Genomic DNA, 26,880 nt, shown 5'->3' with positions numbered 1-26,880 from the left:
CGCCGGGTCACCGGGGTGGCCGTCAGGCGCGAGGAGAAGGGACAACCGATGGGGCTTCGCCACCGGGGCCTTGAGGGCCCCAAGTTCCAGATGCGCGAGAAGATCATGGCGATCGGGGACGACTACTGGATCGAGGACGACGGCGGCAACAGGGTCTTCAAGGTCAACGGCAAGGCCGTGCGGCTGCGCGACACGTTCATTCTCGAGGACGCCAGAGGAGCGGAGCTGGCGAAGATCCAGGAGAAGAAGCTCAGCGTCCGCGACAAGATGACCATCGAGCGCGGCGCGAGCAAGGCCACGGTGCACAAGCGTCTGATCGGCCTCCGCGACCACTACATCATCGAGGTCGAGGGCGGCGAGGATTTCAAGGCCCACGGCAACATCGTTGACCACGAGTACGAGATCGAGCGAGACGGCGACACCGTCGCGACGGTGTCGAAGAAGTGGTTCCGGGTCCGCGACTCCTACGGTGTCCAGATGGCCGAGGACCAGGACGTCCCGCTCCTCCTGGCGATCACGGTCTGCATCGACGCGATGGCACGCGGCTGACGAAGGTCCCGTCAGTGACGCGTAGGCAGAGGGGTTCGCGACAACCGGACCCCTCATGACTACTCTCTGGTCATGCTGATTCTCGCGATCATCGTGTTCGGCATGGTCGTCGGCGCAGGTGCCCAGCTGATCCTTCGACGACGACACGGCCGGATCGACTGGACGATGGCGATCGTGGCCGGGCTCGTCGGTTCCTTCGTCGGCGGGTTGTTGATCAGCCTGCTGTCGGGCGACGGCTTGGACCTGCGGCCGAGTGGGGTCATCGGGTCTCTGGTCGGCGCACTCGTGGTCACCGCCGGTTGGCGCTGGTGGGAGGACCGGAACAAGCCGACGGCGGCGGACCGCGCCGCCAAGCGGTCAGGCGACCCCCGCAAGGCCAACCCGCGCTGACCCGGCGGGGATGATGTCGCCCCCCGGGTCGACGCGGCGGCCGTTGACCCAGCGGCGTCGCTACAGCCCGGTCTGGGCCTGGAGCCGGCCGGACCTCACCGCGTCGACCAGGGCCTGGTAGTCGAGTTCGTTCTGGTCGGCGTAGGCGGTGGCGAAGTCGGCGATCGCCCGGTCGAACGCGTCATTCCTGCCCAGGTACGAGGCGATGGCGATCCGGTCGCCGGAGCGGGCGTGGGCGCGGGCCAGGGTCGCACCACAGAGTCGGGCATAGAGGGTCATCGTGTTGGCCGGCATGGAGTCGACGTCGGCCGAGCCCTTCCAGTCGCGCAGCTGTCGCAGGTAGAAGTCGCGTACCTGCCCGTCGAGCCCGTTCACCCGTTGCCAGCCCAGGAAGATGTCGCTGGCCGCCTGCATCAGACGCTGTCCGGCGACCACCCGCTGGCCGTGGTTGGTGTACTTGCTCTTGCCGACGAAGCGTTCCAAGACCGACTCCTGGGCCTCCTTGGCCTGGAGGAGCAGCGGATCCTGGTTGTCACGGCCGAGCAGGAGCAGGATCCAGGCCCGGGTCCCGACACTGCCGACCCCCACGACCTTCTGGGCAGCGTGGACGTACTCGAACTCCTCCAGCAGTACCCGGCGGTCGGTTTCCAGGGTCCGCCGGTAGGACCGGATCAGGTCCCGCAGCTCGGCGTCGTAGGGTCTCTCGCTGTTGTGGGCGGCCGCCACGTCCTCGATCGGGACGATCAGCGGGGGGTCTGCCACGATCCTGCGCTGCCCGTCCACCTCGGCGGTCAGCTTGGAGAACGCCTGCATGCTGTCTCGGGTCCTGGCCTTGGCCACCGTCGTCTTGGCCTTGGCACGCTGCTTGGCGCTGGCACCCGTCTTGAGCAGCTTGAACACCTGGTCCACGTCGATATGGGCGTACCAGACGTCCAGATTGCGTGACCCGGCGGCCTGCCACATCCGGGCCCGATACTCGGCGACCCCGGCGGCCACGATCTCCCGGCGCACGGCGGGGTCGAACCCGCGGTCGCGGCCGGCGATCTCGAAGCTCGCCGCGAGCCGCTTCACATCCCACTCCCAGGGCCCCGGCAGGGTCTCGTCGAAGTCGTTGATGTCGAACATCAGGCGCCTCTCCGGAGAGGCGAACACCCCGAAGTTCGACAGATGGGCGTCACCGCAGATCTGGGCGTGCAGACCCGACCGAGGGGTGGCTGCGAGGTCGGCGGCCATGATCAGCGCCGCGCCCCGGTAGAACGTGAACGGCGAGACCATCATCCGGCCGTAGCGCAGGGGGACGAGCTCAGGCACTCGGCTGGCGGCCTGCTCCTCGAGCAGTCCGACGGGGTCCGACCGGTCAGCGGCCGGCTCCCAGCGACCGTGGCTCGACCGCGGGACCTCGTTCCGCGCTGCCTTGCCCCTGGCTGCACGCTCCTCGACAGTGAGGTGGGCGATCTTCCTGGCGCCGGAGCGCGGTTCCTCACTGTTCACAGGTTCTCCACGCGGTCCGTGCGCGGCGTGACTGCCACGCCGCGGGTCCTGGGCACCGTCGCACGTCACCCGTCCCGGCGCAAGGGGGACAAGGCGTCCCAGCGATCGGACCCGGTCAGCCGGCGGCTCCGTGGGCCATGCCGGCCTGTACCGTGGCCCGGTGCAGCTCGGCCTGCTCCTCGACGGGGGCGGGCTTGAGGTCGAACACCACGTTGCGCACCGTCCCGGTGAACGGATAGGGCGCTCTGTCCTCGTAGTCCAGGTCTACGACCCCGCCGTTGTCTCGGCCGATGTCCATGCCTGCGTAGGTCGTGAAGATGAGCGAGATGGTGCGGGGGATGTCGCCTTCCCCGATCTGCGTGTCGCCGGCCCAGAGCGTGACGTGTCCGCCCGTTCCGGGGCTGGGCTGGTCGGCGTCGAAGCGCATCGTGAGGGTGACGTCGCCGGTGGGGATCGGCTCGGTCGAGGTCTGCCGGTACATCTCGACACCCAGGTACTGGTAGGTGTGGTTGAGCAGACCCTTCTCGTCGACCCACAGGGAGAATCCGCCGATGAAGTCGGCGAAGGCGACGAGAACCCCCTCGGCGCCGCCCTCGGGCACGTGCACGTCGGCTTCGATGGCGTAGGAGCGTCCGATGATGCGCGGGATCATCGTGGTCTGGATGTTCTGGACGTCGCCGGCGAAGGTGAAGCGGGTCTGCGTCGGCATGGGAGGCACGATGCCGAAGAACACTGCGAACCCGCCGAGGAGCGGGAGCACGCGGTTCCGTGCGGCCTCGGCCCAGAACAGCTCGACGAGCTCAGTCACCTTCTCCGGATGCTCCGCCGCCACGTTGTGGGCCTGCGAGAAGTCCTCAGGCAGGTAGTAGAGCTCCCAGGTGTCTTGGGACGGGTCCCAGCCGCTTCCGGGACCGAACCGGGCGAGAGTGGCGGGAGAGAAGTCCCACGGCAGCTTGTCGAGCTTCGTGCAGGCCCACCAGCCGTCCTTGTAGATCGCCCGGCTGCCGTACATCTCGAAGTACTGCACAGTGTGCTGCTCGGCCGCGTCGGGGGCGTCGAAGGTGTAGACGAAGCTGGTGCCGTCCATCGGCTCCTGCGCGATGCCGTCCACGACCGAAGGTTCCGGGATTCCGATGACCTCGAGAACGGTCGGAACGATGTCGATGCAGTGGGTGAACTGCGTGCGCAGGTCGCCGCCGGCCGCGATCCTGTTCGGCCAGGAGATCACCATGGGATCGCGGGTTCCGCCCAGGTGGCTGGCCATCTGCTTGCCCCACTGGAACGGCGTGTTGTTGGCATGTGCCCACGCTGCCGCGAAGTGAGGCGCGGTGTGGAACCCACCGAGCTCCTCGATGCCGCCGTACTTGTCGATGAGCGCAAGCTGCTCGTCAGCGTCGAGGACGAGGCCGTTGAAGAACGTCGTCTCGTTGAACGACCCGGTGAGGGTGCCTTCCATCGAGGCGCCGTTGTCACCCCAGATGTAGATGACCAGGGTGTTGTCGAGCTCACCCATCTCCTCGACGGCATCGAGCAGACGGCCCACGTTCCAGTCGGCGTTCTCCGAGAACCCTGCGAACACCTCCATCTGCCTCTCGTACAGCGTGCGCTCGGACTCCGACAGGCTGTCCCACGCCGGGTAGGCCTCCGGGCGCGCGGTGAGCTCGGTGTCTGCGGGGACGATGCCGAGCCGCTTCTGCCGCTCCAGGGTCCGCTCCCGGTACGCGTCCCAGCCGTCGGCGAACTGCCCCTTGTACCTGTCCGCCCACTGCTTGGCCACGTGGTGCGGCGCGTGGGTGGCTCCGGTGGAGTAGTAGACGAACCACGGCTTGTCGGCGTCCTGAGCGCGCACGGCGTGCAGCCACTCCACGGTCTTGTCGGTGATGTCGTCGGGGAAGTAGTAGAGGTTCCCGTCCTCGCCTTCCGGCACCCCGAGGGTGGAGTTGTCCTGCGTGATGATGGGGTCGTACTGGCCCGCGGCGCCGGTGAGGAAGCCCCACCAGTGGTCGAAGCCCCAGCCGGTGGGCCAGTGGTCGAACGACCCTGCGGCGCCCATCTCGTGCCCCGGTGTCATGTGCCACTTGCCGAAACCGCCGGTGATGTAGCCGTTCTCCTTCAGGATGCGCGGCAGGGCCGTGCAGGTCCGCGGTCGCATCCCGGTGTAGCCCGGGAAAGGTCCGGGGAACTCAGCGATGCCGCCCATGCCGACGCGGTGGTGGTTGCGACCGGTGAGCAGTGCCGCACGGGTCGGCGAGCACACCGCCGTGACGTGGAACCGGTTGTAGGTGATGCCTCGTTGCTGCACCCGGGTGAGGTTCGGGGTGCGGATGTCGCCACCGAACGTGTCCGGCCCGCCGAAGCCGGCGTCGTCGATGAGGACGATGAGGACGTTGGGTGCCTCGTCGGGTGCTTTGACCCCGGCGACGATGCTCCAGTCGCCCACCGACTCTTCGATCGTGTGCCCCGCCACGCCTCCGAACGCCTTGTCGGCCAGCGGCAGCACGGTGCGGTCGGGGTTGAACTTGCCCATGGCCTCGCCGAGGGCGCGCTTGAGCTCGTCGATGCCCTTCTCGTCGGACTCCACGACCGACTTCAGCGGTGACCCGGGCAGTGCCTGCTCGATCCTCACACGCTGCTCGGCGGGAAACACCCCGATGAGCACCGCGGTGCCGGGTGTGAGGTTCTCGCTGACCTTCTCCTGGATCGCCTCGGTGACCTTGCTGCCGGCGAACTTGCCGACGACCGCCCCGGCGGCCGCGCCGACCGCCACGGAGGCGAGCAGCGGAGGCGCGAACATGCCGACCAGCATCCCCACCCCGCCACCCCAACCCGCCCCTTTCCGGCCCAGGTGGTTGCCGGTGTCGGCCACGACGACCTTGCCGTCGGAGTCCTTGGCGACCAGGATCATGCCCTGGGTCTCCACCTCCTTGGCCTGGACCATCCCGGCCAGCGCGTCGAACTCCTGCTGCGCGGCTGACGGGTCCTGGTACGCGGCGACAAGGAGCATCTGGGTGGCCTCACTCATGGTCTTCTCCCTTTGGTGGCGCGTTCCCGGCCGGCGCCGTGCGGTGGATCCCTTGAGCAGCGGTGCGCTGCGTCGACTCCATTATCGATCCGGGGACGGCAGGAGGTCGTCATCCGATGCGGACGACCACCGGTACCGGTATGTGGATCCGCGGGTTCGCGGCCGACGGTGCCGCGCTCCTGGCCGCAGAGCCCGTCACGTCACCTGCGCGGACTCAGGGTCTCGCGAGCTCGATCAGCTTCCGCACGGTGGCGATGTTGCGACCGGTGCCCTGCACCCCCAGCGCCTTCGCGATGCGCGGTGCGGTGAGCCGGCTCCCGGCGACACCGGTGGCGTACCTGATGTGCAGGTCGCGGCCGATGACCGCGACCTCGTCGCCGCCCCAGTCCTGGGCGGCCAGTGCGTCGACCGCCGCCTCCGTGGGCTCGGCGAGGAGGAAGTAGAGGTGCGAGAGCCGAGGCTCCACCACCTCGAACGGGTGCGCCTCGAGGGCGGACTGCAGCTCCTCGACGGTGCGTGAGATGCACTCGCGGTGGAACCCGAAGCGCACCTGGACCGCCGCCTCCAGCGCGCGGTCGAAGTCGGCCGGGTCGCCCGGGGGACGGCACAGCAGGTTGCCCGACGCGATGTAGGTCCGGACCTGCGTGGCGCCGAGGTCCTCGGCGATCTCACGGAGGTCGGCCATGGGTAGCGTGGCGCCCCCGACGTTGACGGCACGGAGCATGACGATGCGGCCCGGCATGGGCTCACGATAGGCGGGCGCCGCGCCGGTCACGCGCCGGGCGGGCACGAGGGCGTCATCACGCGGTCGCAGCGACCTGGTCGGCCAGGAGTACGGCGATCCGGCGCTGCTCGCGGGTCGGGTAGGTGCGGTGCGAGGTCGCGGTGACCAGGAAGTGGCCGGCGACCTGGGTGCCCCGACGCACCTCGACCGCGACGTACTCCTCCGACGGCAGGCCGACCCGGTCGACGTCGACCGGATGCCCGTTGCGGGTCAGCACCCCGTCGTGGTCGAGCACGGCGATGCGGCCGTCGTGCACCGGTCCCTCGACGTAGCGGCAGCTGTCCGCGTCGAGCACGTCGGTGATCTGACGTGCCACGACCTCGGCCACCGCCGGCGCAGGCATGTCCCCCTCCGCCACGGCCCGGGCGGCGCCGAGCACCCCCTCGAGGTAGCCCGAGCGCAGGTACGCCTGCTTCTGCTGCCGGTAGCCCCACAAGGCGATCTCGGTGACCACGATGCTGATCAGCACGAGCAGCAGGGCCGCCTCGATGTCCTCGGCGTCGGAGATCGTGAACCGCAGGTAGGGCTCGGTGAGGAAGAAGTCGTACCAGGCCCCCGCTGAGACAGCCGCCAGGATGCCGGCCAACCGGTCGCCGGTGGCCGCGGCAGCGACGACCCACACCACCAGGATGAGCACCGAGGTCGGCGCGCTGACCTGGTCCCGGACCGTCGAGAGCAGCGCGCAGGTCAGCAACGGCGCCAGGACGGCAGCCACCCGCACGGCCGTCCGCCACCACGTCGCCCGCGGCCACTCCGACATCCTCGCCGCCATCCCGCCACTCCTTCACGCCACCGGACACCCCCAGTCTGGCGCACGTCCCGGCCGCCGACGCCACTCCTTGACGCAATCCCTACGCCCGGTGCACGCCGAGGACGTAGAGATTTCGTCAGGAACCCCGGCCACGACTGGAATCGCCGTTCCCAGGGGCGTTGGGTGGAGCCAGGGCCGCCCGACCGAGGGGCGGCCGGACCCTGCTGGAGGACGTGCCATGGCCGACGTCGGCCTCGTTGTTCTGACGGTTGTGCTGTTCGGACTGCTGGCCCTCGCGGTGAGGGGGGCCGAACGGCTGTGACCGCGGTCAACGTGATCGGCCTCGTCCTCGCGGTCGGCGTGGCCCTCTTCATGCTCGCCGCGCTCCTGTTCCCGGAGCGGTTCTGATGAGCCTCGGGTGGTCGGCGGCCCTGTTCATCCTGTCCCTTCTGGCGGCGTGGGTGCTCGGCTACCGGTTCTTCGGCGACTACCTGTTCCGGGTGGTGACGTCGCCGAGGCACCTCCGGGTGGAGCGGGCGGTCTACCGTCTGGTCGGGGTCGATGCCGACTCCGAGCAGAACGCCGGCGTGTACACCCGCAGCCTGCTGGCCTTCTCGGCGGTCTCGGTCCTGTTCCTCTACGGCCTGCAGCGGCTGCAGGGGCACCTGTGGCTGGACGCCGGGCTTCCAGGAGTGGACTCACACGTCGCCTGGAACACCGCGGTGAGCTTCGTGACGAACACGAACTGGCAGGCCTACGCGGGTGAGTCGACGATGACCCACCTCACCCAGATGGGCGGACTCGCGGTGCAGAACTTCCTGTCCGCCGCGGTCGGCATCGCCGTGGCCGTGGTGCTCGTGCGTGGTCTGGCCCGCAGCCACACCGGCCGGCTCGGGAACTTCTGGGTGGACCTGACCCGCCTGGTGGTCCGGGTGCTGCTGCCGGTCGCGGTGCTCGGCGCCGTCGCGTTCATCGCCGCCGGCATGGTGCAGAACCTGTCCGGAGGCACCGAGGTCACCACCCTCGCCGGTGGTTCGCAGACCATCACCGGAGGCCCGGTGGCCAGCCAGGAGATCATCAAGGAGCTCGGCACCAACGGGGGTGGCTTCTACAACGCCAACTCCGCCCACCCGTTCGAGAACCCCACCGCCTGGACGAACTGGCTGGCGATCTTCCTGATCGGGCTGATCCCGTTCTCGCTGCCCCGGGTGCTCGGCCGGATGGTGGACGACACGCGGCAGGGACTGGCGATCCTCACCGCCATGGGCAGCCTCGCCGTGGCGTCGATCGTGCTGCTCAACGTCACCGAGCTGGCCCACCCGGGCACGGTTCCGAGTGCGGTCGGAGCGTCGCTGGAGGGCCGTGAGGTCAGGTTCGGCACCGGCAGCTCGGCGACCTTCGCGGCGATGACCACGCTCACCTCGACAGGGTCGGTCGACTCCTTCCACGACTCCTACTCCGGCCTCGGTGGAGGGATCCTGATGTCCAACATGATGCTGGGCGAGGTTGCGCCGGGTGGGGTGGGATCCGGGCTGTACGGCATGCTCGTGCTGGCGATCATCACCGTGTTCGTGGCCGGCCTGATGGTGGGCCGGACCCCGGAGTACCTGGGCAAGAAGATCGGCGCCCGGGAGATCAAGCTCGCCTCGCTGTACTTCCTCGTCACCCCCTTCCTGGTGCTGGTCGGCACCGCGCTGGCGATGGCCAGCCCGGAGCAACGGGCATCCATGCTGAACACCGGCACCCACGGGTTCTCCGAGGTCCTCTACGCCTTCACCTCGGCCAGCAACAACAACGGCTCCGCGTTCGCAGGCCTCACCGTCAGCACGCCGTGGTACGACGTCGTGCTGGGGCTGTGCATGCTGCTGGGCCGGTTCCTGCCGATCGTGCTCGTGCTCGCACTGGCCGGCAGCCTCGGTCGGCAGACCCCCGCGCCGGCGTCGGCCGGAACCATGCCGACCCACACACCCCTCTTCGTCTCCATGCTGGTCGGCGTGACGGTGGTGCTGGTCGCCCTCACGTTCCTGCCGGCGCTCGCGCTCGGCCCGCTCGCGGAAGGACTCGCCCGATGACCGCGTCCGGAAGCCGGGCCACCTCCCGGGCCGGTCACCTGCTGGATGCGCGCCAGCTGGTCCGGGCCCTGCCCGGCGCGCTGCGCAAGCTCGACCCCCGGCTGATGTGGCGCAACCCGGTCATGCTCATCGTCGAGATCGGCGCGGCGTTCACCACCGTGCTGGCGGTCACCGACCCGTCGCTGTTCGCCTGGCTCATCACCGGGTGGCTGTGGGTCACCGTGGTGTTCGCCAACCTCGCCGAAGCCGTGGCCGAGGGCCGCGGCAAGGCGCAGGCCGACACGCTCCGCAAGACCCGGCAGGCCACCGTGGCCCGACGTGTCACCGGGTGGCAGCCGGGCGCGGTCCTCGCGGCGAGCGACGTCGAGAGCGTCCCGGCCCCGGAGCTCGCCAAGGGCGACATCGTGCTGGTCGAGGCCGGGGACACCATCCCCGGTGACGGGGACGTCGTGGAGGGCATCGCCAGCGTCGACGAGTCGGCGATCACCGGCGAGTCGGCACCGGTGATCCGGGAGTCCGGCGGCGACCGCTGCGCGGTGACCGGTGGCACCCGGGTGCTCTCCGACCGCATCGTCGTGCAGATCACCCAGACGCCCGGAGACAGCTTCATCGACCGGATGATCTCGCTCGTCGAAGGAGCGAACCGGCAGAAGACCCCCAACGAGATCGCCCTGAACATCCTGCTCGCGGCCCTGACGCTGGTCTTCCTGATGGCCGTGGTCACCCTGCAGCCACTGGCCATCTACGCCAAGAGCGTCAGCTCCGCGGCACCGGACACCGTCGCGCTCGACGAGAGCGGTGTCACCGGTGTGGTGCTCGTGGCCCTGCTGGTGTGCCTGATCCCCACCACCATCGGCGCGCTGCTCTCGGCGATCGGCATCGCCGGGATGGACCGCCTGGTGCAGCGCAACGTGCTGGCGATGAGCGGCCGGGCCGTGGAGGCCGCCGGTGACGTCAACACCCTGCTGCTGGACAAGACCGGCACCATCACCCTGGGCAACCGGCAGGCCTCGGAGTTCGCGCCCGTTCCGGGCGTCGACCCCGAGCTGCTGGCCGACGCAGCCCAGCTCTCCAGCCTGGCCGACGAGACCCCCGAAGGACGCTCGATCGTGGTGCACGCCAAGCGGGCGCACGGGCTGCGGGAGCGGCAGCCCGGTGAGCTCGCGCACGCCACGTGGGTGCCGTTCACCGCCCAGACCCGCATGTCCGGCGTCGACGTGGACGGCCGGCAGATCCGCAAGGGTGCCGCGGCCGCGGTCATGCACTGGGTCCGGGAGAACGGCGGTCACCCCACCGAGACGGTCGGTGCCACCGTCGACGCGATCAGCGCCGCCGGCGGCCCCCCCCTGGTGGTCGCCGAGAGGGAGGGGGACCGGCCGGCCCGCGCACTCGGGGTCATCCACCTCAAGGACGTGGTCAAGGAGGGTATGCGCGAGAGGTTCGACGAGATGCGCCGGATGGGGATCCGCACGGTCATGATCACCGGCGACAACCCACTCACCGCGAAAGCGATCGCCGAGGAGGCCGGCGTCGACGACTTCCTCGCCGAGGCCACCCCTGAGGACAAGATGGAGCTGATCAGGAAGGAGCAGGCCGGCGGCCGCCTGGTCGCGATGACCGGGGACGGCACCAACGACGCGCCCGCCCTGGCCCAGGCCGACGTCGGGGTGGCGATGAACACCGGTACGTCGGCGGCCAAGGAGGCCGGCAACATGGTCGACCTCGACTCCGACCCGACCAAGCTGATCGAGATCGTCGGCATCGGCAAGCAGCTGCTGATCACCCGCGGCGCCCTCACCACGTTCTCGATCTCCAACGACATCGCGAAGTACTTCGCGATCATCCCCGCCATGTTCGCCAGCGTGTACCCGGGGCTGGATCGGCTCAACGTGATGGCGCTGGCCAGCCCGCAGTCGGCGATCCTCTCGGCGGTCGTGTTCAACGCCCTCGTGATCGTTGCGCTGATCCCGCTCGCACTGCGCGGCGTCCCCTACCGGCCGGGCGGCGCCGCGGCCCTGCTGCGCCGCAACCTGCTGGTCTACGGCGCGGGCGGGGTGCTCGCCCCGTTCCTCGGGATCAAGCTCATCGACCTGCTGGTCCAGCACCTCCCTGGGATGGGCTGATGCGCACCTCCCCCCGCCCCGTCGCCCGGCACCTCGCCGCGGTGCGTGCCCTGCTGGTCTTCACCCTCCTGCTCGGGCTCGCCTACCCCCTCACGCTCGTCGCCCTCGCCCGGCTGCCCGGCCTCAGCGGGAAGGCCGACGGCTCCCTGGTCACCGCCGGAGGCCGGGTGGTCGGCAGCCGACTTCTCGGGCAGTCCTTCACCGACGCCGACGGCAACCCGCTCCCGGAGTACTTCCAGTCCCGCCCCTCCGCGGCCGGCAACGGGTACGACCCGACCGCGACGTCCGCGAGCAACCTGGGGCCGGAGGACGTCGTCGACACCCCCGAGCGGCCCAGCCTGCTCACCCAGGTCTGCGCCCGCAGCCACGCGATCGGTGAGCTCGAGGGCGTCGACGGGTCGCGTCCGTACTGCACTCCGGACGGCGTCGGCGCCGTCCTCGGCGTCTACCTCTCCGACGGCCTGACCGGCGACGTGCTCAGGGTGGTCAGCCTCAACCAGACCTCGGGGACCCCCTTCCTCGACGAGTACCGGGGTGTCCCGGTCGAGCTCGCCGTCGCCGGGGAGGACCACTCCGGCGCGGTCGTGGTCCCGGTCCGTGGCGACGCGCCGGCCCACCCCGTCGTGCCGGCGGACGCGGTCACCGCCAGCGGCTCAGGCCTCGATCCGCACGTCTCGCCGGCGTACGCCCGGCTCCAGGCCCCTCGTGTCGCGCAGAAGCGGGGCATCGACGTCGCGGTGGTGCAATCGTTGATCGAGGAGTACACGCAGGGGCCCACGGCGAGACTGCTCGGGGAGCCGGGTGTGAACGTGCTGGAGCTGAACCTCGCGCTCGACGAGCGGTACCCGAAGCAGTGACGCTTGAGAGCGTGAGGACCGAAGGGAGGGTGCCTAGGTGACCTCCCGTGGCATGCTCCGCGTCTACCTCGGTGCCGCACCCGGGGTCGGCAAGACCTACCGGATGCTGGAGGAGGGCCAGCGCCGCAGGGCGAGAGGGACCGACGTCGTCATCGGCTACGTCGAGCCCCACGACCGTCCGCTGACCACGGCCATGGCCGAGGGCCTGGAGGCGGTCCCCCGCCGGCAGCTGACCTACCGGGGCGCGCACTTCCCCGAGATGGACCTCGACGCCGTGCTCGCGCGGCGACCGAAGGTCGCGCTGGTCGACGAGATGGCCCACACCAACGTGCCCGGGTCCCGGCACGAGAAGCGCTGGCAGGACATCGAGCAGCTGCTCGAGGCGGGTATCGACGTCATCACGACCGTGAACATCCAGCACCTGGAGTCGCTCAACGACGTCGTCGAGCAGATCACCGGGATCACCCAGCGCGAGACCCTTCCCGACTCCGTGGTCCGCGCCGCCGAGCAGATCGAGCTGGTCGACATGACCGCCGAGGCGCTGCGCCGACGGATGGCCCACGGCAACATCTACGCGTCGGACAAGGTCGACGCCGCGCTCGGCCACTACTTCCGGGTCGGCAACCTCACCGCCCTGCGCGAGCTGGCACTGCTGTGGCTGGCCGACAAGGTCGACGAGCAGCTCGACCGGTACCGCCGGGACCACGGCATCGAGGGAACCTGGGAGGCCCGCGAACGGGTGGTCGTGGCCCTCACCGGCGGACCCGAGGGGGACACGCTGATCCGCCGGGCCGCCCGGATCGCCGAACGTGCCCGTGGCGCCGACCTGCTCGCCGTGCACGTGGTCCAGAACGAGGGCCTGGCCGGCCCCGATCCGGTGCACCTCGCCCACCAGCGCACGCTGGTGGAGAGCATGGGTGGCACGTACCACCAGGTCGTCGGCGACGACATCCCCCAGGCCCTGCTCTCGTTCGCCCGCGGCGTCAACGCGACCCAGCTCGTGCTCGGAGCCAGCAGGCGGGGGCGGTTCGCGCAGCTGCTGTCCCGGGGGATCGGCGTCGCCATCGTGGTCGAGTCGGGGTCGATCGACGTCCACCTCGTCACCCACGAGGAGACCAAGCGCCCCTGGCTGCGTCGGCCGGGAGTGCGCGACGACGCGCTGGGGCGCCTGCTGCTCGGTCTCGCCCTGACCGCGGTGCTGATGCCGCTCCTCACGGTGGCCCTGACCGGGTCCCGCACCGACCTGTCCCTGTCCAGCCTGATCCTCATCTTCCTCGTCGCAGTCGTCGCGGTCTCGCTGGTCGGGCGCCTCTGGGCCGCGTTCGCCGCGGCCGTGGTGAGCTCCCTGCTGCTCAACTTCTACTTCACCCCGCCCTACAACACCTGGACCATCGCCGAGTCGGAGAACGTGCTCGCGCTGGCGGTGTTCCTCCTCGTCGCACTGACGGTCGCCACCACCGTCAACCTCGCCGTACGCCGCACCCAGCAGGCCGCCCGGGCGCGGCAGGAGGCGAACGCGCTGGCCGTGGTCGCCGGCAGCGTGCTGCGGGGAGCCCGCCCGCTGCCCGCGCTCCTCGAGCAGCTGCGGGAGTCCTTCTCGCTCGACTCGGTGACGTTGCTGGAGCGGACCTCGGACGTGCCGGAGACGCCCACCGGACGGAGTGACGCCAGCCTGTGGACCGTCGCGGAGAGCGTCGGGTCACCGGTCTGCGGGGCGCCCAGCGAGGGGGACGGCGACGTGCCGGTCGACGACAGCCTCACGCTGGTGCTCAAGGGCAGGACCCTGGACGCGTCCGACCAACGGATCGTCGAGGCGTTCGCCGTCCAGGCCGCGCTCGCGCTCCGTCAGCAGCGGCTGGCCGAGCAGGCCGCGGCCGCCGTCCCGATCGCCGAGGCCGACAGGCTCCGCACCGCCCTGCTCCAAGCGGTCAGCCACGACCTGCGCGCTCCCCTGGCCTCGGCCAAGGCAGCGGTGCGCGGCCTCCGCACCCCGGACGTGGCCTTCGACGAGAGCGACCGGCAGGAGCTCCTCGCCACCGCCGACGAGTCCCTCGACCTGCTGACCCGCCTGGTCGAGAACCTGCTGGACATGAGCCGCCTCCAGGCCGGGGCGCTCGGGGTCCACCCTGAGCCGACCAGCGTCGCCGAGGTGGTCCCCCTGGCCGTCGACGAGCTCGGCAGCCCGGGCGACGACGTCCGGATACAGGTGGCCGACGACCTGCCCGAGGTGATGGCCGACCCGGCCCTGCTCCAGCGGATCCTGGCCAACCTGCTCTCCAACGCCGTGAAGTACTCACCACCCGGCTCACCCCCCACGGTCGCGGCCAGCGCGCACGTCGCCACCGTGCACATCCGGGTGATCGACCACGGCCCGGGGCTGGCCACCGACGAGCGGGACCGGATCTTCCTCCCCTTCCAGCGGTCCGGCGACCGGTACGGACCTCCCGGCATCGGCCTCGGGCTCGCCCTGTCCCGGGGTCTGGCCGAGGCCATGGGCGGCTCCCTCGACGCAGAGGACACCCCCGGCGGGGGGCTCACCATGGACCTCGCGCTCACGACCGCCCCCACGCCCGCCACCGAGTGGCACGAGGAGACGATCCCCTGATGCGGGTCCTGATCGTCGACGACGAACCCCAGATCCTGCGCGCGCTGCGGATCAACCTGTCGGCCCGCCGGTTCGACGTGGTCACCGCCGCCGACGGCGCGAGCGCTCTGGACGCCGCGAGGAACCGGCGGCCCGACCTGCTCGTCCTCGACCTCGGCCTGCCCGACATCGACGGCGTCCAGGTGATCCGCTCCCTGCGGGAGTGGACCGACGTGCCGATCATCGTGCTGTCCGGCCGGGCCGGCAGCAGCGACAAGATCCTCGCCCTCAATGCGGGCGCCGACGACTACGTCACCAAGCCTTTCAACATCGAGGAGCTCCTGGCCCGGATCAAGGCGGTCAGCCGTCGGCTCCGCCCCGACGTGGCCGACGACGAGCCGGTGCGGCTCGGCGCGGTGACGGTGGACCTCGCCGAGAGGGCCGTGTGGGACGCCGACGGCGAGCTGGTCCACCTCACCAGGACCGAGTGGGACCTGCTCGCGATCCTGGTGCGCAACCCCGGGAAGCTGGTCAGCCAGCGCCGGCTGCTGCACGAGGTCTGGGGGCCCACCTATCTCGACGAGACCCACTACCTGCGGCAGTACATGGCCCAGCTGCGCAAGAAGCTCGAGCCGGATCCCTCCCGCCCCCGGCACCTCCTCACCGAACCAGGCATGGGCTATCGCTTCATGCCCTGACCGCGGCCGGTGGATCTGTCGATGCGGCCGGGGACAAGGATCCGCGGGGGCCCTGCCCCTGGGGTGTGATTTCCGCCATAGTGACCTCCAGTGGAGGAGCGCGACGTCCGGGGGGTGGGCATGGCAGCCGAGCACGCAGAGGTCGTGGTGGTGGGGTCGGGCTTCGGGGGGTCGGTCGCGGCGTTCCGGCTGGCCGAGGCCGGCAGGTCCGTCGTCCTGCTCGAGCGCGGCCGCGCCTACCCGCCGGGGAGCTTCCCGCGCACTCCCGCGGGCACCGCCGCCAACTTCTGGGAGCCGTCCCAGGGACGGCACGGGCTGTTCGAGGTCTGGTCCTTCGACGGCATCGACGGGCTCGTCAGCAGCGGTCTCGGGGGGGGCTCGCTGGTCTATGCGAACGTGCTGCTGCGCAAGGACGAGAAGTGGTTCGTGCGCGAGGAGGGGCTCCCGGGCGGAGGCTACGAGTCCTGGCCGATCAGCCGGCAGGACCTCGACCCCCACTACGACGCGGTCGAGACGATGCTGGGTGCCACGCCGTACCCGTACGTGGACCCGTGCAAGACGCAGGTGATGGAGACGGCCGCGCGGGCCCTCGGTCTCGACCTGCAGCGGCCGCCCCTGGCGGTCAGCTTCAGCCGCCGGCCGGGCGAACCGCCGGTGCCGCTGGGTGAGATACCCGTGCCGTCGTACGGCAACCTCCACGGGGTCCCGCGAGTGACCTGCAACCTGTGCGCCGAGTGCAACTTCGGGTGCAACCTCGGCGCGAAGAACACCCTCGACCACACCTACCTCTCCGCGGCCAGGCACCACGGGGCCGACCTCCGGGTGCGGCACGAGGTGACCGGACTCCGACCGCTCGACCGGGGCTACGAGGTGACCTACGTCGTGCACACTGCCGCGGACGGTGAGGTCCCACAGGGGCTTGCGAGCCGGACGATCACGTGCGACCGCCTCGTGCTCGCCGCCGGGACCTTCGGCACCGGCTCGTTGCTGCTGAAGAACCGGACGGCGCTCCCGGCCCTGAGCCGCGCCGTGGGGCAGCGCTTCAGCGGCAACGGGGACCTCCTGGGCCTGGTGCTGCATGCCGAGCAGGACGGTGCCCCACGGCCGCTCGGGTCGAACCGGGGACCGGTGATCACGACCGCGGTCCGGGTCGCCGACCCGGCCGACGGCACCGGATCGGACCGGCGGGGGCACTACATCGAGGACGCGGGCTACCCCGCCTGGGCGGCCTGGCTGGTCGAGGCCGCCCACGCAGCGGGAACCGCCCGGCGTGCCTTCGCCTTCGCGGCGGACAAGGTCGGCGAGCGGTTCGGGGAGCGGGACACCACGATCGGCGCGGACCTCGCCGCGCTGCTCGGCCCCGCCGCGTTCACCACCTCGTCGCTGGCGCTGCTGGGGATGGGACGCGACATCCCCGACGGGGTGCTGCGGCTGGAGAACGGCCAGCTCGCCGTGACCTGGACGACGGAGTCGTCGATGGCCTACTTCGAAGGGGTGCGCGCCACGATGCGCGCGATCGCCGAGGAGGTCGGGGGCGAGTACCACGACAACGCCCTCTGGTGGGCGCACCGGGTGATCACCGTGCACCCGCTCGGCGGTGCCGTGATGGGTCGCCACGCGCAGGAGGGCGTGTGCGACCAGTACGGCGAGGTGTTCGGGCATCCCGGCCTGTACGTGCTGGACGGGGCGCTGCTGCCCGGTCCGGTGGGAGCGAACCCGTCGCTCACGATCGCGGCGGTGGCGGACCGCGCCGCGACGCGGATGCTCGAAACCGCTGTGGTCTCGACGCCGACCTCCGGCGCGGTCCCGACCCCCGCGACCGGGGAGCCGCGGCCGCCGGACCACGTGGTGGGCCCGCACGCGAGCGGCTTGAGGTTCACCGAGCGGATGCGGGGGTTCGCGGCGCTGGGCGCCACCGACCCCCAGCTGGGCTACGAGGAGGGCAGGCGCACCGGCGGCGCCCTCATGTTCGAGCTCACGATCACCGTGGACGACGTCGACCGGTTCGTCGCCGACCCGGTCCACGAGGGCAGTGCGACCGGCTACGTCGAGGCGGACTTCCTCGGGGGACGGTTCGACGTCCACCGAGGCTGGTTCAACCTGTTCTCGCCCGGCGCGGACGCCGCCGAGCGCAGGATGCTCTACCGGCTCTGGCTGGCCGGACCGGGCGGGAACCTGCTGACCTTCAGCGGCGAGAAGCGGGTCGAGGACGACCGTGGGCTGGACGTGTGGCGCGACACCTCCACCCTGTTCGTGCGCATCCTCCAGGGGCACCTCGCTCCCGGGGAGCCCGACACGGAGGTGATCGCGTCGGGGATCATCACGATCCACGTCCCGGACTTCATCAAGCAGCTCACGACGTTCCGGTGCTGGGGAGAGCGTCCGGTGCACGCGCTCGACGAGTTCGGGCGGCTGTTCCTGGGGGAGCTGTACGACGTCTACGGCCGACTGATCGCGCGGCAGGAGGAACCCCGCCCATGAACCGTGAGGAGCTGGCGAAGCACGTCGCCGAGCTGAACTTCGAGCCGCAGGAGGCGGTCCGCTGGCTGGCGCCGGCCGAGCTCAAGACGATGGCGCTGTCGTTGCTGTCGATGGTGTTCGGAACCTATGCCGACAAGCGTGAGCTCCAGCAGGGCTTCGACAGCACGCTCGTGGATCTCTCCGAGGCCGCCTCAGGTCGCGACGGGGCGTTCTGGCTCGACTACACCGCCGACACCGGCGACGGCTTCGCGGCCACCTTCACCGTGGCCAGTCTCCTGGCCCAGGAGCGACTCCGGATCCCCGGCGTGGCCGTCGACCTCCCCCGTGGCGACCTGCTGGTCCTGGGCGGTGACGAGGTCTACCCGGCGGCCTCGGCGAGGGCGTACGAGGACCGCCTCCTCGGCCCCTTCAAGTCCGCTCTCCCTCACGCAGACCGACAACCTGTCATGCTCGCGCTGCCGGGGAACCACGACTGGTACGACGGGCTCACGTCGTTCCTGCGGATCTTCTGCCAGCGTCGCGCGATCGGCGGCTGGCGCACCAGCCAGACCCGCAGCTACTTCACCGTGAAGCTGCCGCACCACTGGTGGCTCGTGGGTCTCGACAGCCAGCTCGACTCCTACTTCGACGACCCGCAGCTGAAGTACTTCGAGCAGACGCTGACCCAGACCCTGTCCGAGCACGACGGCGTCATCGTCTGCTGTGCCACCCCGGCCTGGCTCAAGACGGCGGAGGGCAAGGCCGACGCCTTCAACAACCTCGACTGGTTCGAGCGCAACTTCATCCGCACCCGCCGGGTCCCCGGCTCCGACGAGCGGGAGGAGACCGGCGCCGAGGTGAGGCTGTGGCTCAGCGGCGACAAGCACCACTACATGAGGTACGTCGAGCAGCTCGACGACTCCGACGCGCCCCCCGGGACGGCGCGGCAGCTGATCACCTGCGGGCTCGGCGGCGCCTACCTCGACCTGACCCACGGTCTCGCCGACCAGGTGCAGCTGCTTCCCCAGGAGTCCCGCAGCTGGCGAGACGGACAGGCGACGACGACGTTCACCCAGCAGGGGGCGGTCTTCCCCACCGTCGCCGACTCCAAGCACTGGGCCCGCCGCCTCGCGCTCCCGTGGCGCAAGGAGTGGGCGATCCGCCGCAACCCCGGCCTGGTCTCGTTCATGGCCAGCTGCCAGCTCGTCCTGTTCGTGCTGCTGATGCTGCTGTTCTGGCAGGGGGTGGACGCCACCGGCCAGCGGATGTACGACGCCTACCTCCACTCCGGGAGCAGCGAGCTCGCGAGCTTCGCCGGGAGCGTGCTCGCGGTGCTGGTCCTGGCCGTCCTGGTCTCGGAAGCACCCCGGCTGAGGGGGCGCCCGCCGCTGGTGTCGAGCGACGTGACGTCGCTGGTCACCAGCCAGCTCCTGGTGGCGCTGGGCGGCTTCGTGGCGCTCGGAGCCCTGGCCACGGACCGGCTCGACGCCGCGCCCGGCTGGATGCGCTTCCTGCTGTGCCTGGTGGTCGCCACCGCGGTCGGCGGGTTCCTCGCGGCGTGGGCGCTCGCGATCTGGATCGTTCTGGTCCGAGGCTCCGGCCTGGGGTCCTGGGCGATCATGGGCCAGGCCATCGAGGAGGGAAAGGGGTTCTTGAGGATCCAGATCTCCTCCGACGGGACGCTCACGGTGCACCCACTGGTCACCGAGGAGATCCTCCGCGACTATGAGATCTCCCCGACGCCGGTGCGGACCACGGGTCGCCCCACGAAGATCCCCGTCCCGGCAGGCCCGCTCCCCACTCCGCGGCTGATCGAGGCTCCGTTCCAGATCCGTCGCGAGATCGTGAATCGAGGTGTCGCCAGTGATGCGGTCTGAGGAACGCCCCGGGGTTCGCCGCGACGTCGTCCCGTTCGACACCGAGGACGGGCTGTCGTTGAACCTGGTCCACGTCCGCGGGGAGAGCGAGCCGACTCGCGGGCCCGTCCTGCTGGTGCACGGCGCCGGGGTGCGCTCGCACATCTTCGAGGCTCCCGTCGACACCACGCTGGTCGACGTCCTGGTCGAGAACGGCTTCGACGTCTGGCTCGAGAACTGGCGGGCCAGCATCGACGTCGTACCCACCGACTGGACGCTGGACCAGGCGGCGCGCTACGACCACCCCGCCGCGGTCCGCAGCGTGCTGGCCCAGACGGGCGCCGACAGCGTCCAGGCCGTCATCCACTGCCAGGGGTCGACGTCGTTCATGATGTCCGCGGTCGCCGGGCTGGTCCCGCAGGTGCGGACCATCGTCTCCAACGCCGTGTCGCTGCATCCGGTCGTGCCCCGATGGTCCCGGCTGAAGCTGCGGTTCGCGTTGCCGGTGCTCGGCATCCTGGTGGACGCCCTGGACCCCAGCTGGGGTACCCGGCCGCCGGGGCTCGCGCCGAAGGCCATCTCGCTGGGGGTCCGAGCGGTGCACCGCGAGTGCGACAGCACGGCGTGCCGCCTGGTCAGCTTCACCTACGGCAGCGGCTTCCCGGCCCTGTGGGAGCACGAGAACCTCGACCGGGCCACCCACGAGGAGTTCATCCCGCGTGAGTTCGGCAGGGTCCCGGTGAGCTTCTTCCGGCAGATGGCCCGGTGCGTCCAGCGCGGCCACCTGGTGGCCCAGGAGCCGCTGCCCGGCCTGCCCGAGGACTACCTGGCGGCCCCGCCGCAGACCGATGCGCGGTTCGTCCTGCTGTCCGGCGAGCACAACCGGTGCTTCCTGCCGGAGAGCCAGGTGCGGACCTTCGAGTACCTGGACCGGCTCGCGCCCGGTCGCCACTCCCTGCGTGTCCTGCCGGGCTACAGCCACCTCGACGTGTTCATGGGGAAGCGAGCCAGCCATGAGGTGTTCCCCCACATCGTGGAGGAGCTGTCGGTCGGCGACCGCTCTGCCTAGCGCCGACGAGGTTCCTGGGGGGTGTCAGAGGAGCTCGGCGAGCAACGCCGCGGCCCGCTCGGCGCCGTGGGTCTGCACGGGCAGGTACGCCGTCTCGGCGCCGATCTCCTCGGCGATCGCCTGCGCCAGCCAGTCGGGGTCGCAGACCTGCTCGTAGGTGACGCAGCGGCCGGCGCCGTACCTCTCGAGACGGTGGCGCACGTGGAGGCTCTGCTCGAAGTGGTGGCGCAGCGGGACGTAGAGGAACGGCCGGCCAGCCGCGGTGAGCTCCATGGTCGTGGTCAGGCCGCCCTGGACCACCGCGAGGTCGCCGGCGTGCAGCAGGCGAGGCAGGTCGGGCACGAAGGCGTGCACCTCGAGCCCCGGCCGCGCCGCCACCACGTCCGGGTCCAGCCGCGGGCCGGCCACGACCACCATCCGCAGCCCCGGCACCCGTGCGCGGGCCTCGTCGTAGGCGTCGCTCACCCGGCGCAGCAGGTGGCCGCCGACACCGGATCCGCCCACCGTGACCACGCAGACGCGCTCGTCGGGGGCCCAGCCCAGGTCCTGCCGCAGCTGCGCGCGGTCGAGCTCGCGGGAGGGGGCGGCGTCGATGATGTAGCCGGAGAAGTCGTAGTGCCGCTCGGTCCACTCCCGGATCCCGGGCAGGCCGGGGCCGAAGGCGTCCGGCACGATGTCGTCGGGGTCGCCGACGAAGATGGCCCGGTCACGCACCCAGGGGAACCGCTCGACGTGCTCGATCATCTCGGCGTTGTAGTCGGCGGTCAGCCGCGCCTCGCGCTCGCCGCCGTCGGGCATCGGCAGCATGCCGACGAAGTCGGTGAGCCAGGCGTAGGCGAACCGCTTGAGCTCGGGGTTCTCGTGCAGGAAGTGGTCGACGTCCCAGGCCTCGTCACCGACGACCAGGTCGTAGTCCCCTTCGCGCACGACGTCGTCGAAGACGTGGAAGTCGTGCAGGAGGATCTCGTCCATCCGGCGCAGCGCCTCGAAGCAGTGCAGGTCGTGCTCCCCGCACTCGGACTCGAAGTGGCCCGACTCGCTGGCGAGCCACGCGCTCGCCGGGTGCACGGTCTCCCCGCTCCGCTCGAGCAGCCGGGTCACCGGGTGCTGGGCCAGCCAGTCCACGTGGACGTCGCCGCGCAGCCCCCTGAGCGCCTGGGCCACGGCGACGTCGCGGCGGGCGTGGCCCAGGCCGATCGGCGAGGAGAGGTAGAGGACCTTCTTCGGGCGCCGCCGTCCGCGGGTCCAGGTCCTCGTCCGCGGGGTGGGAGCCACCCGGGTGGCGAGCTCGTGGATGAGGTGGTTGACCCGCACCGGGTCGCGCGCCAGGGGGATGTGCCCCCCGCCGGTGATGACCACGCACTCGCCACCGGTCAGCTCGGCGATCCGGTGTGCCCGGGAGACCGGGCTGATCATGTCGTGGTCGCCGTGGATGGCCAGCACCGGGGAGCCGACGGCCCGGCACCAGCCCTCCACGGTCTCCCGGGTCGGCGGGTCGGTCCCCTTCTCGGCGATCAGCACGTCCGGGGACGTGTCCAGCCCCCAGCCCACGCAGTCCTCGATCGGCTTGGTCGATCGCCGCTCGGGGAAGCACATGCCGAAGAAGAACCACAGGAAGTCCTCGTGCCGGCGCTGCCAGAAGGCGGGGTCGTACTTCGCCCAGTGCTCCATGGGGTCGCGGGCCACCCGCGGCACACGCGACTCGGGCAGGTTCAGCGGATCGGACTCCGTCGGCGCCCGGTAGGGGTGCGGGTCGGTGACCGGGACCGAGGCCCCGATCACGACTGTGCCCAGCACCCGCTCGCCGTGCTCGCCGGCCAGCTGCAGGGCCCACAGGGCGCCCAGGGAGAGGCCCACCACGACGGCTCGGTCGGTGCCCGTGGCGTCGAGGACGTCCAGGGCGTACTGCACCTGGCGGTCGTGGTGGTACGCCGCGGGGTCCAGCGGTCGCTGGGAGCGACCGTTGCCCGGCCCGTCGTAGCAGACCACCCGGTGGTGCCGGGCCAGGTACGGCACCTGGAGCTTCCAGAACCGCTTGTGGATGATCGTCCAGGTGGGCATCAGCAGGATCGTCGGGCCGCCCTCGCCGTACACCTCGTAGTGGATCTTCACCCCGGCACGCTCGACGAACCCCTCCGAGTCCGGCTCCCGTGCGCGGGTCATGGAAGAGTCTCCTGCGGCTGCGCACCCCGCAACAAGACCGGCAGCTCGCTGAGTCCTCGCAGCACCAGCCCGTCGCCGTGCCCCCAGCGGAGCTCCTCGCGAGGCACGGCCAGGCCGAGCCGGGGGAAGCGCGCGAGCAGCGCGCGGAACGCGATCTCCGCCTCCATCCGGGCCAGCCGGGCGCCCAGGCAGTGGTGGATCCCGTGCCCGAAGGCCAGATGGGCCGGGCCGGGCCGGTCGATGTCGAAGGCCGCCGGGTCGGGGTTCCGGCCCGGGTCCCTGCCCGCCGCGGCGAGCGAGACCAGCACCTGGACACCGGCGGGGACGACAGTTCCGGCGATCGTCGCGTCCCGGGCCGCGTAGCGGAAGGTGGCGTGGTGCACCGGGGGGTCCCACCGGAGGAACTCCTCGACCGCCCGCGGCACCCGGCTCGGATCGGCGGCGAGCGCGTCGCGCTGGTCGGGGTGCGCCAGGAGCGCAGCGACGCCGTTCCCGATCAGGCTGGTCGTGGTGTCGTGACCGGCGACGACCAGCTGGAACAGTGTGGAGAGCAGCTCCTGGCGGGTCAGCAGACCGTCCTGGCAGGCTCGCACCAGGTCGCCGACGAGATCCTCGGTCGGCTCGGCCCACCTGCGATCGACGAGGCCGGTCAGGTAACCGACGACGCGGTCGGAGGCGGCCACCGCCTCGGCCGACGGGGCGGCCCCGCCGGTGGGCGCGAGCATCGTCGCGAACCACCCCGAGAGCCGCCCCTGGTCGGCGCGGTCGATGCCGAGCAGCTCGCCGAGGACGGCGAACGGCAGGGGTCGGGCGTACCCGGCGACCAGGTCGACCGGCTCGTCCCCCTGCGCGGCGAGGTCGTCGAGGAGGCTCGCGGCGATCTCTCCTATGCGCGGCTCCAGCCGCTGCAGGCGGGTGCGGCTGAACGCCTGCGCGGCCAGGCGGCGCAGACGGGTGTGGTCGGGCGGGTCGACGCTGAGCATGTGCCGGGCGAAGTCAGGTCCGGGCAGGCCCTCGGCGACGACGTCGCCACCCCGGGCCAGCGCGGCGTGCATGTCCTTGGACAGGTCGGGGTGGTTCAGCGCCTCGCGGGCGGCGGCGTACCCGAGGACGAGGAAGGCCCGGTGTCCGTCGGCGAGGGTGACGTCGTGCACCGGACCGGAGGCCCGGACCTCGTCGTACAGCGGGAACGGGCACTCCCGGTCGAGGTCGCCCCAGCGGTCCAGCTCTCGTGCGCGTGGCGGAGTCATCGGTCCTCCCTGAAGCCCGAGCAGACCAGGTCGACGCGGCCCACCAGGCCCTGGTGCAGGGTGCACACCAGGGTCTGGGTGAGCACACGGCGGTCGACGTCGGGGTCGAAGACGAGCTTGTAGTGGACGAGCACCCGGTCACCGACGGTGTCGCCGGCGACGTCGGTGAGGACCACGGTGTCGTAGTCACCGAACCAGGCGTGGAACCGGGCCAGCACGGTGTCCCTGCCGTGCTCCTCGATCGGTCCGCCCGGGAGGAGCGCGCGCAGCCGGACCAGGTCCGTCAGCTGGTCGCCCAGCCGGTCCAGGTCGCGGTCGGCGACGGCGGTCGCGAAGGACGTCGCCAGCGGGTGGGTGTTCATGAGGTTCCTCTCGTCAGCGGCACCTTCCCGGCGCCGAGGTGGTCGGCCAGGTGGGTGGCCAGCTCGTCCGCGTCCCCCCCGGCCCCGTCGATGTAGGTCGAGCGGCGCCGCCTGAGCAGGGGCAGGCCCAGCACGTACAGTCCGGGCCAGCCGGTGACCCCGCCGTCGTGCACCAGCCGGCCGCGGTGGTCCAGCACGGGGACGTCCAGCCAGGAGAGGTCCGGGCGGACCCCGGTGGCCCACACGACCGACCGGATCTCCCCCGAGCGCAGGTCCACCCCGAGCGGCGCGCGCCGCACCTGGGTGGGCTCGGGCCGCTCGCCCCGGCCACCGGCGTACAAGTCGATGGTGTCCAGCAGACGGCCGAGCTTGAGGTCGGCCAGCGCGCAGACGTTGCGCAGCGAGCCCGAGAACTGCGCGACGCCGTCGCGCAGCCCGGCGAAGCGGCCGGCGACCCGCACGCCCGAGGCCTGGAGCGCGTTGAGGTCGAGGGTGCGGGGCGCGCCGACGAGCTGGAGCGAGGGCAGGTTGCGGGCCCGCACCAGGTCGTCCATCGTGTCCCACCGCTGGTCGAGGAGGCCGACCGCGTCCATCCACCACACGACGTCGTGTCCCCGGTAGCGCCGCGGAACCCTGACGTGCTCCCCCACCGCCAGGGTGACCTGACGGCCGGAGGCCTGCAGCTCCTCGGCGATCTGGACGCCGCTGGCAGAACCCCCGACCACCAGCACTCCCCCGTCGGGCAGCTGGTGCGGGTTGCGGTACTGCAGCGCCGGGAGCGACACGATCCCGGGCGGCAGGCGCCGCGCCAGGGGCGGGACGACGCTGCGGGTGGTTCCCGCCGCGAGGACGACGGACTCGGCGTGCCAGCGCCCCTGGTCGGTGTCGACCTCGAAGCCACGCTCCCGCGGCCGCACCGCGGTCACCGTGGTGCCGGTGACCACCGGTGCCGCCGTTGCCGCGGCGTAGCCCGTGATGAAGTCCGCGACCTGGCCGGCCGAGAGGTACCCGGTGGGATCGTCACCCTGGTACTCCCACTCCGGAAGCCGGGTCATCCAGTTGGGGGTGAGCAGGCGCAGCGAGTCCCAGCGCTGGGTCCGCCACGAGCTCGCCACCTCGCCACGCTCGAGGACCACGTGGTCGATCGAGCGTGCGGCGAGGTGGCGGCTCATCGCGAGCCCGCAGTGCCCGGCCCCGACCACGACTGCGGTGACGGTGCGCATCAGACCACGGTGACGGCGACGTCGGTCGGGTTGGTGAGGATGTCGAACACCGCGGAGCGCTTCTGGGACTGCGCGACCACGGCCCGGATCTCCTCCGGCGTGGCGTCGGCGTCGATGTGGTAGCTCACCGACACCCCGCTGAAGCCGTTGCGCACCTCGGGGTCGGCGCCCAGGATGCCGTGCAGGTCCATGTCGGCCGCCAGTGTGGCCTTGACCGAGCGCAGCTGGATCTGTCGCTGCTGGGCGACCGCCGCGATCCCTGCGGTCAGGCAGGCCCCCAGCCCGACGAGGACGTACTCCACGGGCGTGGGCCCGTTGTCCTGGGCCGCGAACTGCAGGGGGTGGTCGGCGTCGAGGCTGAAGGAGCGGTGGTGGTGCTGCTCCTCGGCGAACCCGTAGAAGCTCTCGACGTCGGAGCGGCTGTGGGTGCCGTTCACCCAGGTCACCGAGGAGCGCCACTGGAAGCGGGCGATCTCGGGGCTGTCGGCGAAGGCGGTCCGGGCCCCCAGGAGTGCGTCGACGTTGACGCCGTTCTCCACGGGCATGCTGGTGAGGGTCATGATGGTGCTCCGTTCTCGGCCAGGAGGCCGGTTGGGTTGGTGGTGGCCCTCAGGCTCTCCCGGCCGACCGGGTCGCCGCGTCCGGTGACCCCCCTGGTCGTGCCGTTCCCACCGGGCCAGGGGGCCCTTACCCTGTGCCTATGGCGGACCCTGGGCTGCTGGGTCGGGATGGCGAACGCGAGGCGATCGGCCAGCTGCTCGCCACGGCGCGCCTGGGGGTGAGCCGGACCCTGGTGATCACCGGTGAGGCCGGCGTGGGCAAGACCAGCCTGCTGGAGGACGCCGAGTCGGGGCTCGAGGGCATGCGGGCGCTCCGGGCCACCGGGCTGGAGGCGGAGCGGCACCTCCCCTTCGCCGGCCTCCTCCAGCTGCTGCGGCCGGCGCTCGACCACCTCGACGCGCTGGCTCCGCCGCAGGCGGCCGCCCTGGCGGGGGCGCTCGGGCTCGCGCGCCCGGAGCCGGGCAGCGGCGACCGGTTCATGATCGGGGCGGCCGTGCTGGGGCTGCTCTCCCGGTACGCCGAGGAGGGGCCGGTGGCCGTGCTCGTCGACGACCTGCACGCCCTCGACCTGCCCTCGGCCGAGGCCGTCGTGTTCACTGCCAGGAGGCTCGCGGC

The 26,880-nt window shown here is 71.3% G+C and carries 21 protein-coding genes; 12 read left to right on the top strand and 9 right to left on the bottom strand.

The genetic code is table 11. The features are described 5' to 3' along the window. The first annotated feature begins 48 nt into the window (after window positions 1–48). Window positions 49–549: an LURP-one-related/scramblase family protein gene (locus tag PLP61_RS00105; protein WP_324499139.1), complete on the top strand. Its 501-nt coding sequence runs from the start codon at window positions 49–51 to the stop codon at window positions 547–549. 72 nt (window positions 550–621) lie between these two features. Further along, window positions 622–939, top strand: coding sequence for a GlsB/YeaQ/YmgE family stress response membrane protein (locus PLP61_RS00100; protein WP_324499137.1), 318 nt, complete (start codon window positions 622–624; stop codon window positions 937–939). 60 nt (window positions 940–999) lie between these two features. Here PLP61_RS00100 and PLP61_RS00095 read toward each other — a convergent pair whose 3' ends face one another. From PLP61_RS00095 to PLP61_RS00080, 4 genes are all read right to left on the bottom strand, one after another. Next, the gene (locus PLP61_RS00095) at window positions 1,000–2,430 is read right to left on the bottom strand and encodes a DUF2252 domain-containing protein (protein ID WP_324499135.1); all 1,431 of its coding nucleotides are present in this window, start codon (window positions 2,428–2,430) and stop codon (window positions 1,000–1,002) included. 115 nt (window positions 2,431–2,545) lie between these two features. After that, entirely contained in the window at window positions 2,546–5,452 is a 2,907-nt protein-coding gene (locus PLP61_RS00090; RefSeq protein ID WP_324499133.1) for an arylsulfatase, read from the bottom strand. Window positions 5,453–5,666: 214 nt separating this feature from the next. After that, window positions 5,667–6,194 carry a DUF1697 domain-containing protein gene (locus PLP61_RS00085; protein ID WP_324499131.1) on the bottom strand — a complete coding sequence of 176 codons (528 nt, stop codon included), beginning with the start codon at window positions 6,192–6,194 and terminating at the stop codon, window positions 5,667–5,669. 58 nt (window positions 6,195–6,252) lie between these two features. Beyond that, entirely contained in the window at window positions 6,253–7,008 is a 756-nt protein-coding gene (locus tag PLP61_RS00080; RefSeq protein ID WP_324499129.1) for a DUF4118 domain-containing protein, read from the bottom strand. Window positions 7,009–7,305: 297 nt separating this feature from the next. Between PLP61_RS00080 and PLP61_RS00075 the strand changes: the two genes are divergently transcribed. The 9 genes from PLP61_RS00075 (at window position 7,306) to PLP61_RS00035 (ending at window position 20,706) form a co-directional block, all read left to right on the top strand. Continuing rightward, window positions 7,306–7,395, top strand: coding sequence for a potassium-transporting ATPase subunit F (locus tag PLP61_RS00075; protein WP_324499127.1), 90 nt, complete (start codon window positions 7,306–7,308; stop codon window positions 7,393–7,395). Beyond that, window positions 7,395–9,059, top strand: a complete 1,665-nt coding sequence (gene kdpA / locus PLP61_RS00070; RefSeq protein WP_324499125.1) for a potassium-transporting ATPase subunit KdpA — start codon at window positions 7,395–7,397, stop codon at window positions 9,057–9,059. Before PLP61_RS00075 ends, kdpA begins: the two co-directional genes overlap by 1 nt. Further along, window positions 9,056–11,182, top strand: coding sequence for a potassium-transporting ATPase subunit KdpB (kdpB, locus tag PLP61_RS00065; RefSeq protein WP_324499123.1), 2,127 nt, complete (start codon window positions 9,056–9,058; stop codon window positions 11,180–11,182). The genes kdpA and kdpB overlap by 4 nt, the downstream gene beginning before the upstream one ends. Beyond that, complete coding sequence (locus tag PLP61_RS00060; protein WP_324499122.1) at window positions 11,182–12,039, top strand: potassium-transporting ATPase subunit C; 858 nt, start codon at window positions 11,182–11,184, stop codon at window positions 12,037–12,039. Before kdpB ends, PLP61_RS00060 begins: the two co-directional genes overlap by 1 nt. 37 nt (window positions 12,040–12,076) lie before the next feature. After that, the gene (locus PLP61_RS00055) at window positions 12,077–14,644 is read left to right on the top strand and encodes a sensor histidine kinase (RefSeq protein WP_502888900.1); all 2,568 of its coding nucleotides are present in this window, start codon (window positions 12,077–12,079) and stop codon (window positions 14,642–14,644) included. Next, window positions 14,644–15,321, top strand: a complete 678-nt coding sequence (locus tag PLP61_RS00050; RefSeq protein ID WP_324499121.1) for a response regulator — start codon at window positions 14,644–14,646, stop codon at window positions 15,319–15,321. The genes PLP61_RS00055 and PLP61_RS00050 overlap by 1 nt, the downstream gene beginning before the upstream one ends. A 120-nt stretch (window positions 15,322–15,441) precedes the next feature. Continuing rightward, window positions 15,442–17,802 (top strand): GMC family oxidoreductase, encoded by a 2,361-nt coding sequence (locus PLP61_RS00045; RefSeq protein ID WP_324499119.1) that lies wholly within the window; start codon window positions 15,442–15,444, stop codon window positions 17,800–17,802. Continuing rightward, window positions 17,799–19,658: a metallophosphoesterase family protein gene (locus PLP61_RS00040; RefSeq protein WP_324499117.1), complete on the top strand. Its 1,860-nt coding sequence runs from the start codon at window positions 17,799–17,801 to the stop codon at window positions 19,656–19,658. The genes PLP61_RS00045 and PLP61_RS00040 overlap by 4 nt, the downstream gene beginning before the upstream one ends. Continuing rightward, on the top strand, window positions 19,648–20,706 hold the full coding sequence (locus PLP61_RS00035) for a lipase family alpha/beta hydrolase (protein ID WP_324499115.1): 1,059 nt from the start codon (window positions 19,648–19,650) through the stop codon (window positions 20,704–20,706). Before PLP61_RS00040 ends, PLP61_RS00035 begins: the two co-directional genes overlap by 11 nt. Window positions 20,707–20,730: 24 nt before the next feature. Here the strand turns inward: PLP61_RS00035 and PLP61_RS00030 are convergent, their stop codons facing one another. Genes PLP61_RS00030 through PLP61_RS00010 form a run of 5 tightly spaced genes read right to left on the bottom strand, consistent with a single transcriptional unit; the run spans window position 20,731 to window position 26,264 of the window. Continuing rightward, window positions 20,731–22,869 carry an alpha/beta hydrolase gene (locus PLP61_RS00030; RefSeq protein WP_324499113.1) on the bottom strand — a complete coding sequence of 713 codons (2,139 nt, stop codon included), beginning with the start codon at window positions 22,867–22,869 and terminating at the stop codon, window positions 20,731–20,733. Beyond that, window positions 22,866–24,119 (bottom strand): cytochrome P450 family protein, encoded by a 1,254-nt coding sequence (locus PLP61_RS00025; protein WP_324499111.1) that lies wholly within the window; start codon window positions 24,117–24,119, stop codon window positions 22,866–22,868. Before PLP61_RS00025 ends, PLP61_RS00030 begins: the two co-directional genes overlap by 4 nt. Beyond that, window positions 24,116–24,481 (bottom strand): nuclear transport factor 2 family protein, encoded by a 366-nt coding sequence (locus PLP61_RS00020; protein ID WP_324499109.1) that lies wholly within the window; start codon window positions 24,479–24,481, stop codon window positions 24,116–24,118. Before PLP61_RS00020 ends, PLP61_RS00025 begins: the two co-directional genes overlap by 4 nt. Continuing rightward, on the bottom strand, window positions 24,478–25,704 hold the full coding sequence (locus PLP61_RS00015; protein WP_324499107.1) for an NAD(P)-binding domain-containing protein: 1,227 nt from the start codon (window positions 25,702–25,704) through the stop codon (window positions 24,478–24,480). Before PLP61_RS00015 ends, PLP61_RS00020 begins: the two co-directional genes overlap by 4 nt. Beyond that, complete coding sequence (locus PLP61_RS00010; RefSeq protein WP_324499105.1) at window positions 25,704–26,264, bottom strand: OsmC family protein; 561 nt, start codon at window positions 26,262–26,264, stop codon at window positions 25,704–25,706. The genes PLP61_RS00015 and PLP61_RS00010 overlap by 1 nt, the downstream gene beginning before the upstream one ends. 140 nt (window positions 26,265–26,404) lie before the next feature. On the opposite strand from PLP61_RS00010, the gene PLP61_RS00005 reads away from it, so the two are divergent. Further along, window positions 26,405–26,880: ATP-binding protein (locus PLP61_RS00005; RefSeq protein WP_324499103.1), on the top strand; the 476-nt coding region annotated here is incomplete at its 3' end.

The organism is Nocardioides sp. (assembly GCF_035429765.1).
Lineage (GTDB): Bacteria > Actinomycetota > Actinomycetes > Propionibacteriales > Nocardioidaceae > Nocardioides.
The sequence above is the reverse complement of the archived record's forward strand: the minus strand, read 5'-3'. Positions and strand labels throughout refer to the sequence as shown.

Coding starts and splice junctions, on each gene's coding strand:
- PLP61_RS00105 (WP_324499139.1), top strand. CDS start 49: ATGGGGCTTCGCCACCGGGGCCTTGAGGGCCCCAAGTTCCAGATGCGC.
- PLP61_RS00100 (WP_324499137.1), top strand. CDS start 622: ATGCTGATTCTCGCGATCATCGTGTTCGGCATGGTCGTCGGCGCAGGT.
- PLP61_RS00090 (WP_324499133.1), bottom strand. CDS start 5,452: ATGAGTGAGGCCACCCAGATGCTCCTTGTCGCCGCGTACCAGGACCCG.
- PLP61_RS00085 (WP_324499131.1), bottom strand. CDS start 6,194: ATGCCGGGCCGCATCGTCATGCTCCGTGCCGTCAACGTCGGGGGCGCC.
- PLP61_RS00080 (WP_324499129.1), bottom strand. CDS start 7,008: ATGGCGGCGAGGATGTCGGAGTGGCCGCGGGCGACGTGGTGGCGGACG.
- kdpA (WP_324499125.1), top strand. CDS start 7,395: ATGAGCCTCGGGTGGTCGGCGGCCCTGTTCATCCTGTCCCTTCTGGCG.
- kdpB (WP_324499123.1), top strand. CDS start 9,056: ATGACCGCGTCCGGAAGCCGGGCCACCTCCCGGGCCGGTCACCTGCTG.
- PLP61_RS00060 (WP_324499122.1), top strand. CDS start 11,182: ATGCGCACCTCCCCCCGCCCCGTCGCCCGGCACCTCGCCGCGGTGCGT.
- PLP61_RS00050 (WP_324499121.1), top strand. CDS start 14,644: ATGCGGGTCCTGATCGTCGACGACGAACCCCAGATCCTGCGCGCGCTG.
- PLP61_RS00045 (WP_324499119.1), top strand. CDS start 15,442: ATGGCAGCCGAGCACGCAGAGGTCGTGGTGGTGGGGTCGGGCTTCGGG.
- PLP61_RS00040 (WP_324499117.1), top strand. CDS start 17,799: ATGAACCGTGAGGAGCTGGCGAAGCACGTCGCCGAGCTGAACTTCGAG.
- PLP61_RS00035 (WP_324499115.1), top strand. CDS start 19,648: ATGCGGTCTGAGGAACGCCCCGGGGTTCGCCGCGACGTCGTCCCGTTC.
- PLP61_RS00030 (WP_324499113.1), bottom strand. CDS start 22,869: ATGACCCGCGCACGGGAGCCGGACTCGGAGGGGTTCGTCGAGCGTGCC.
- PLP61_RS00025 (WP_324499111.1), bottom strand. CDS start 24,119: ATGACTCCGCCACGCGCACGAGAGCTGGACCGCTGGGGCGACCTCGAC.
- PLP61_RS00020 (WP_324499109.1), bottom strand. CDS start 24,481: ATGAACACCCACCCGCTGGCGACGTCCTTCGCGACCGCCGTCGCCGAC.
- PLP61_RS00015 (WP_324499107.1), bottom strand. CDS start 25,704: ATGCGCACCGTCACCGCAGTCGTGGTCGGGGCCGGGCACTGCGGGCTC.
- PLP61_RS00010 (WP_324499105.1), bottom strand. CDS start 26,264: ATGACCCTCACCAGCATGCCCGTGGAGAACGGCGTCAACGTCGACGCA.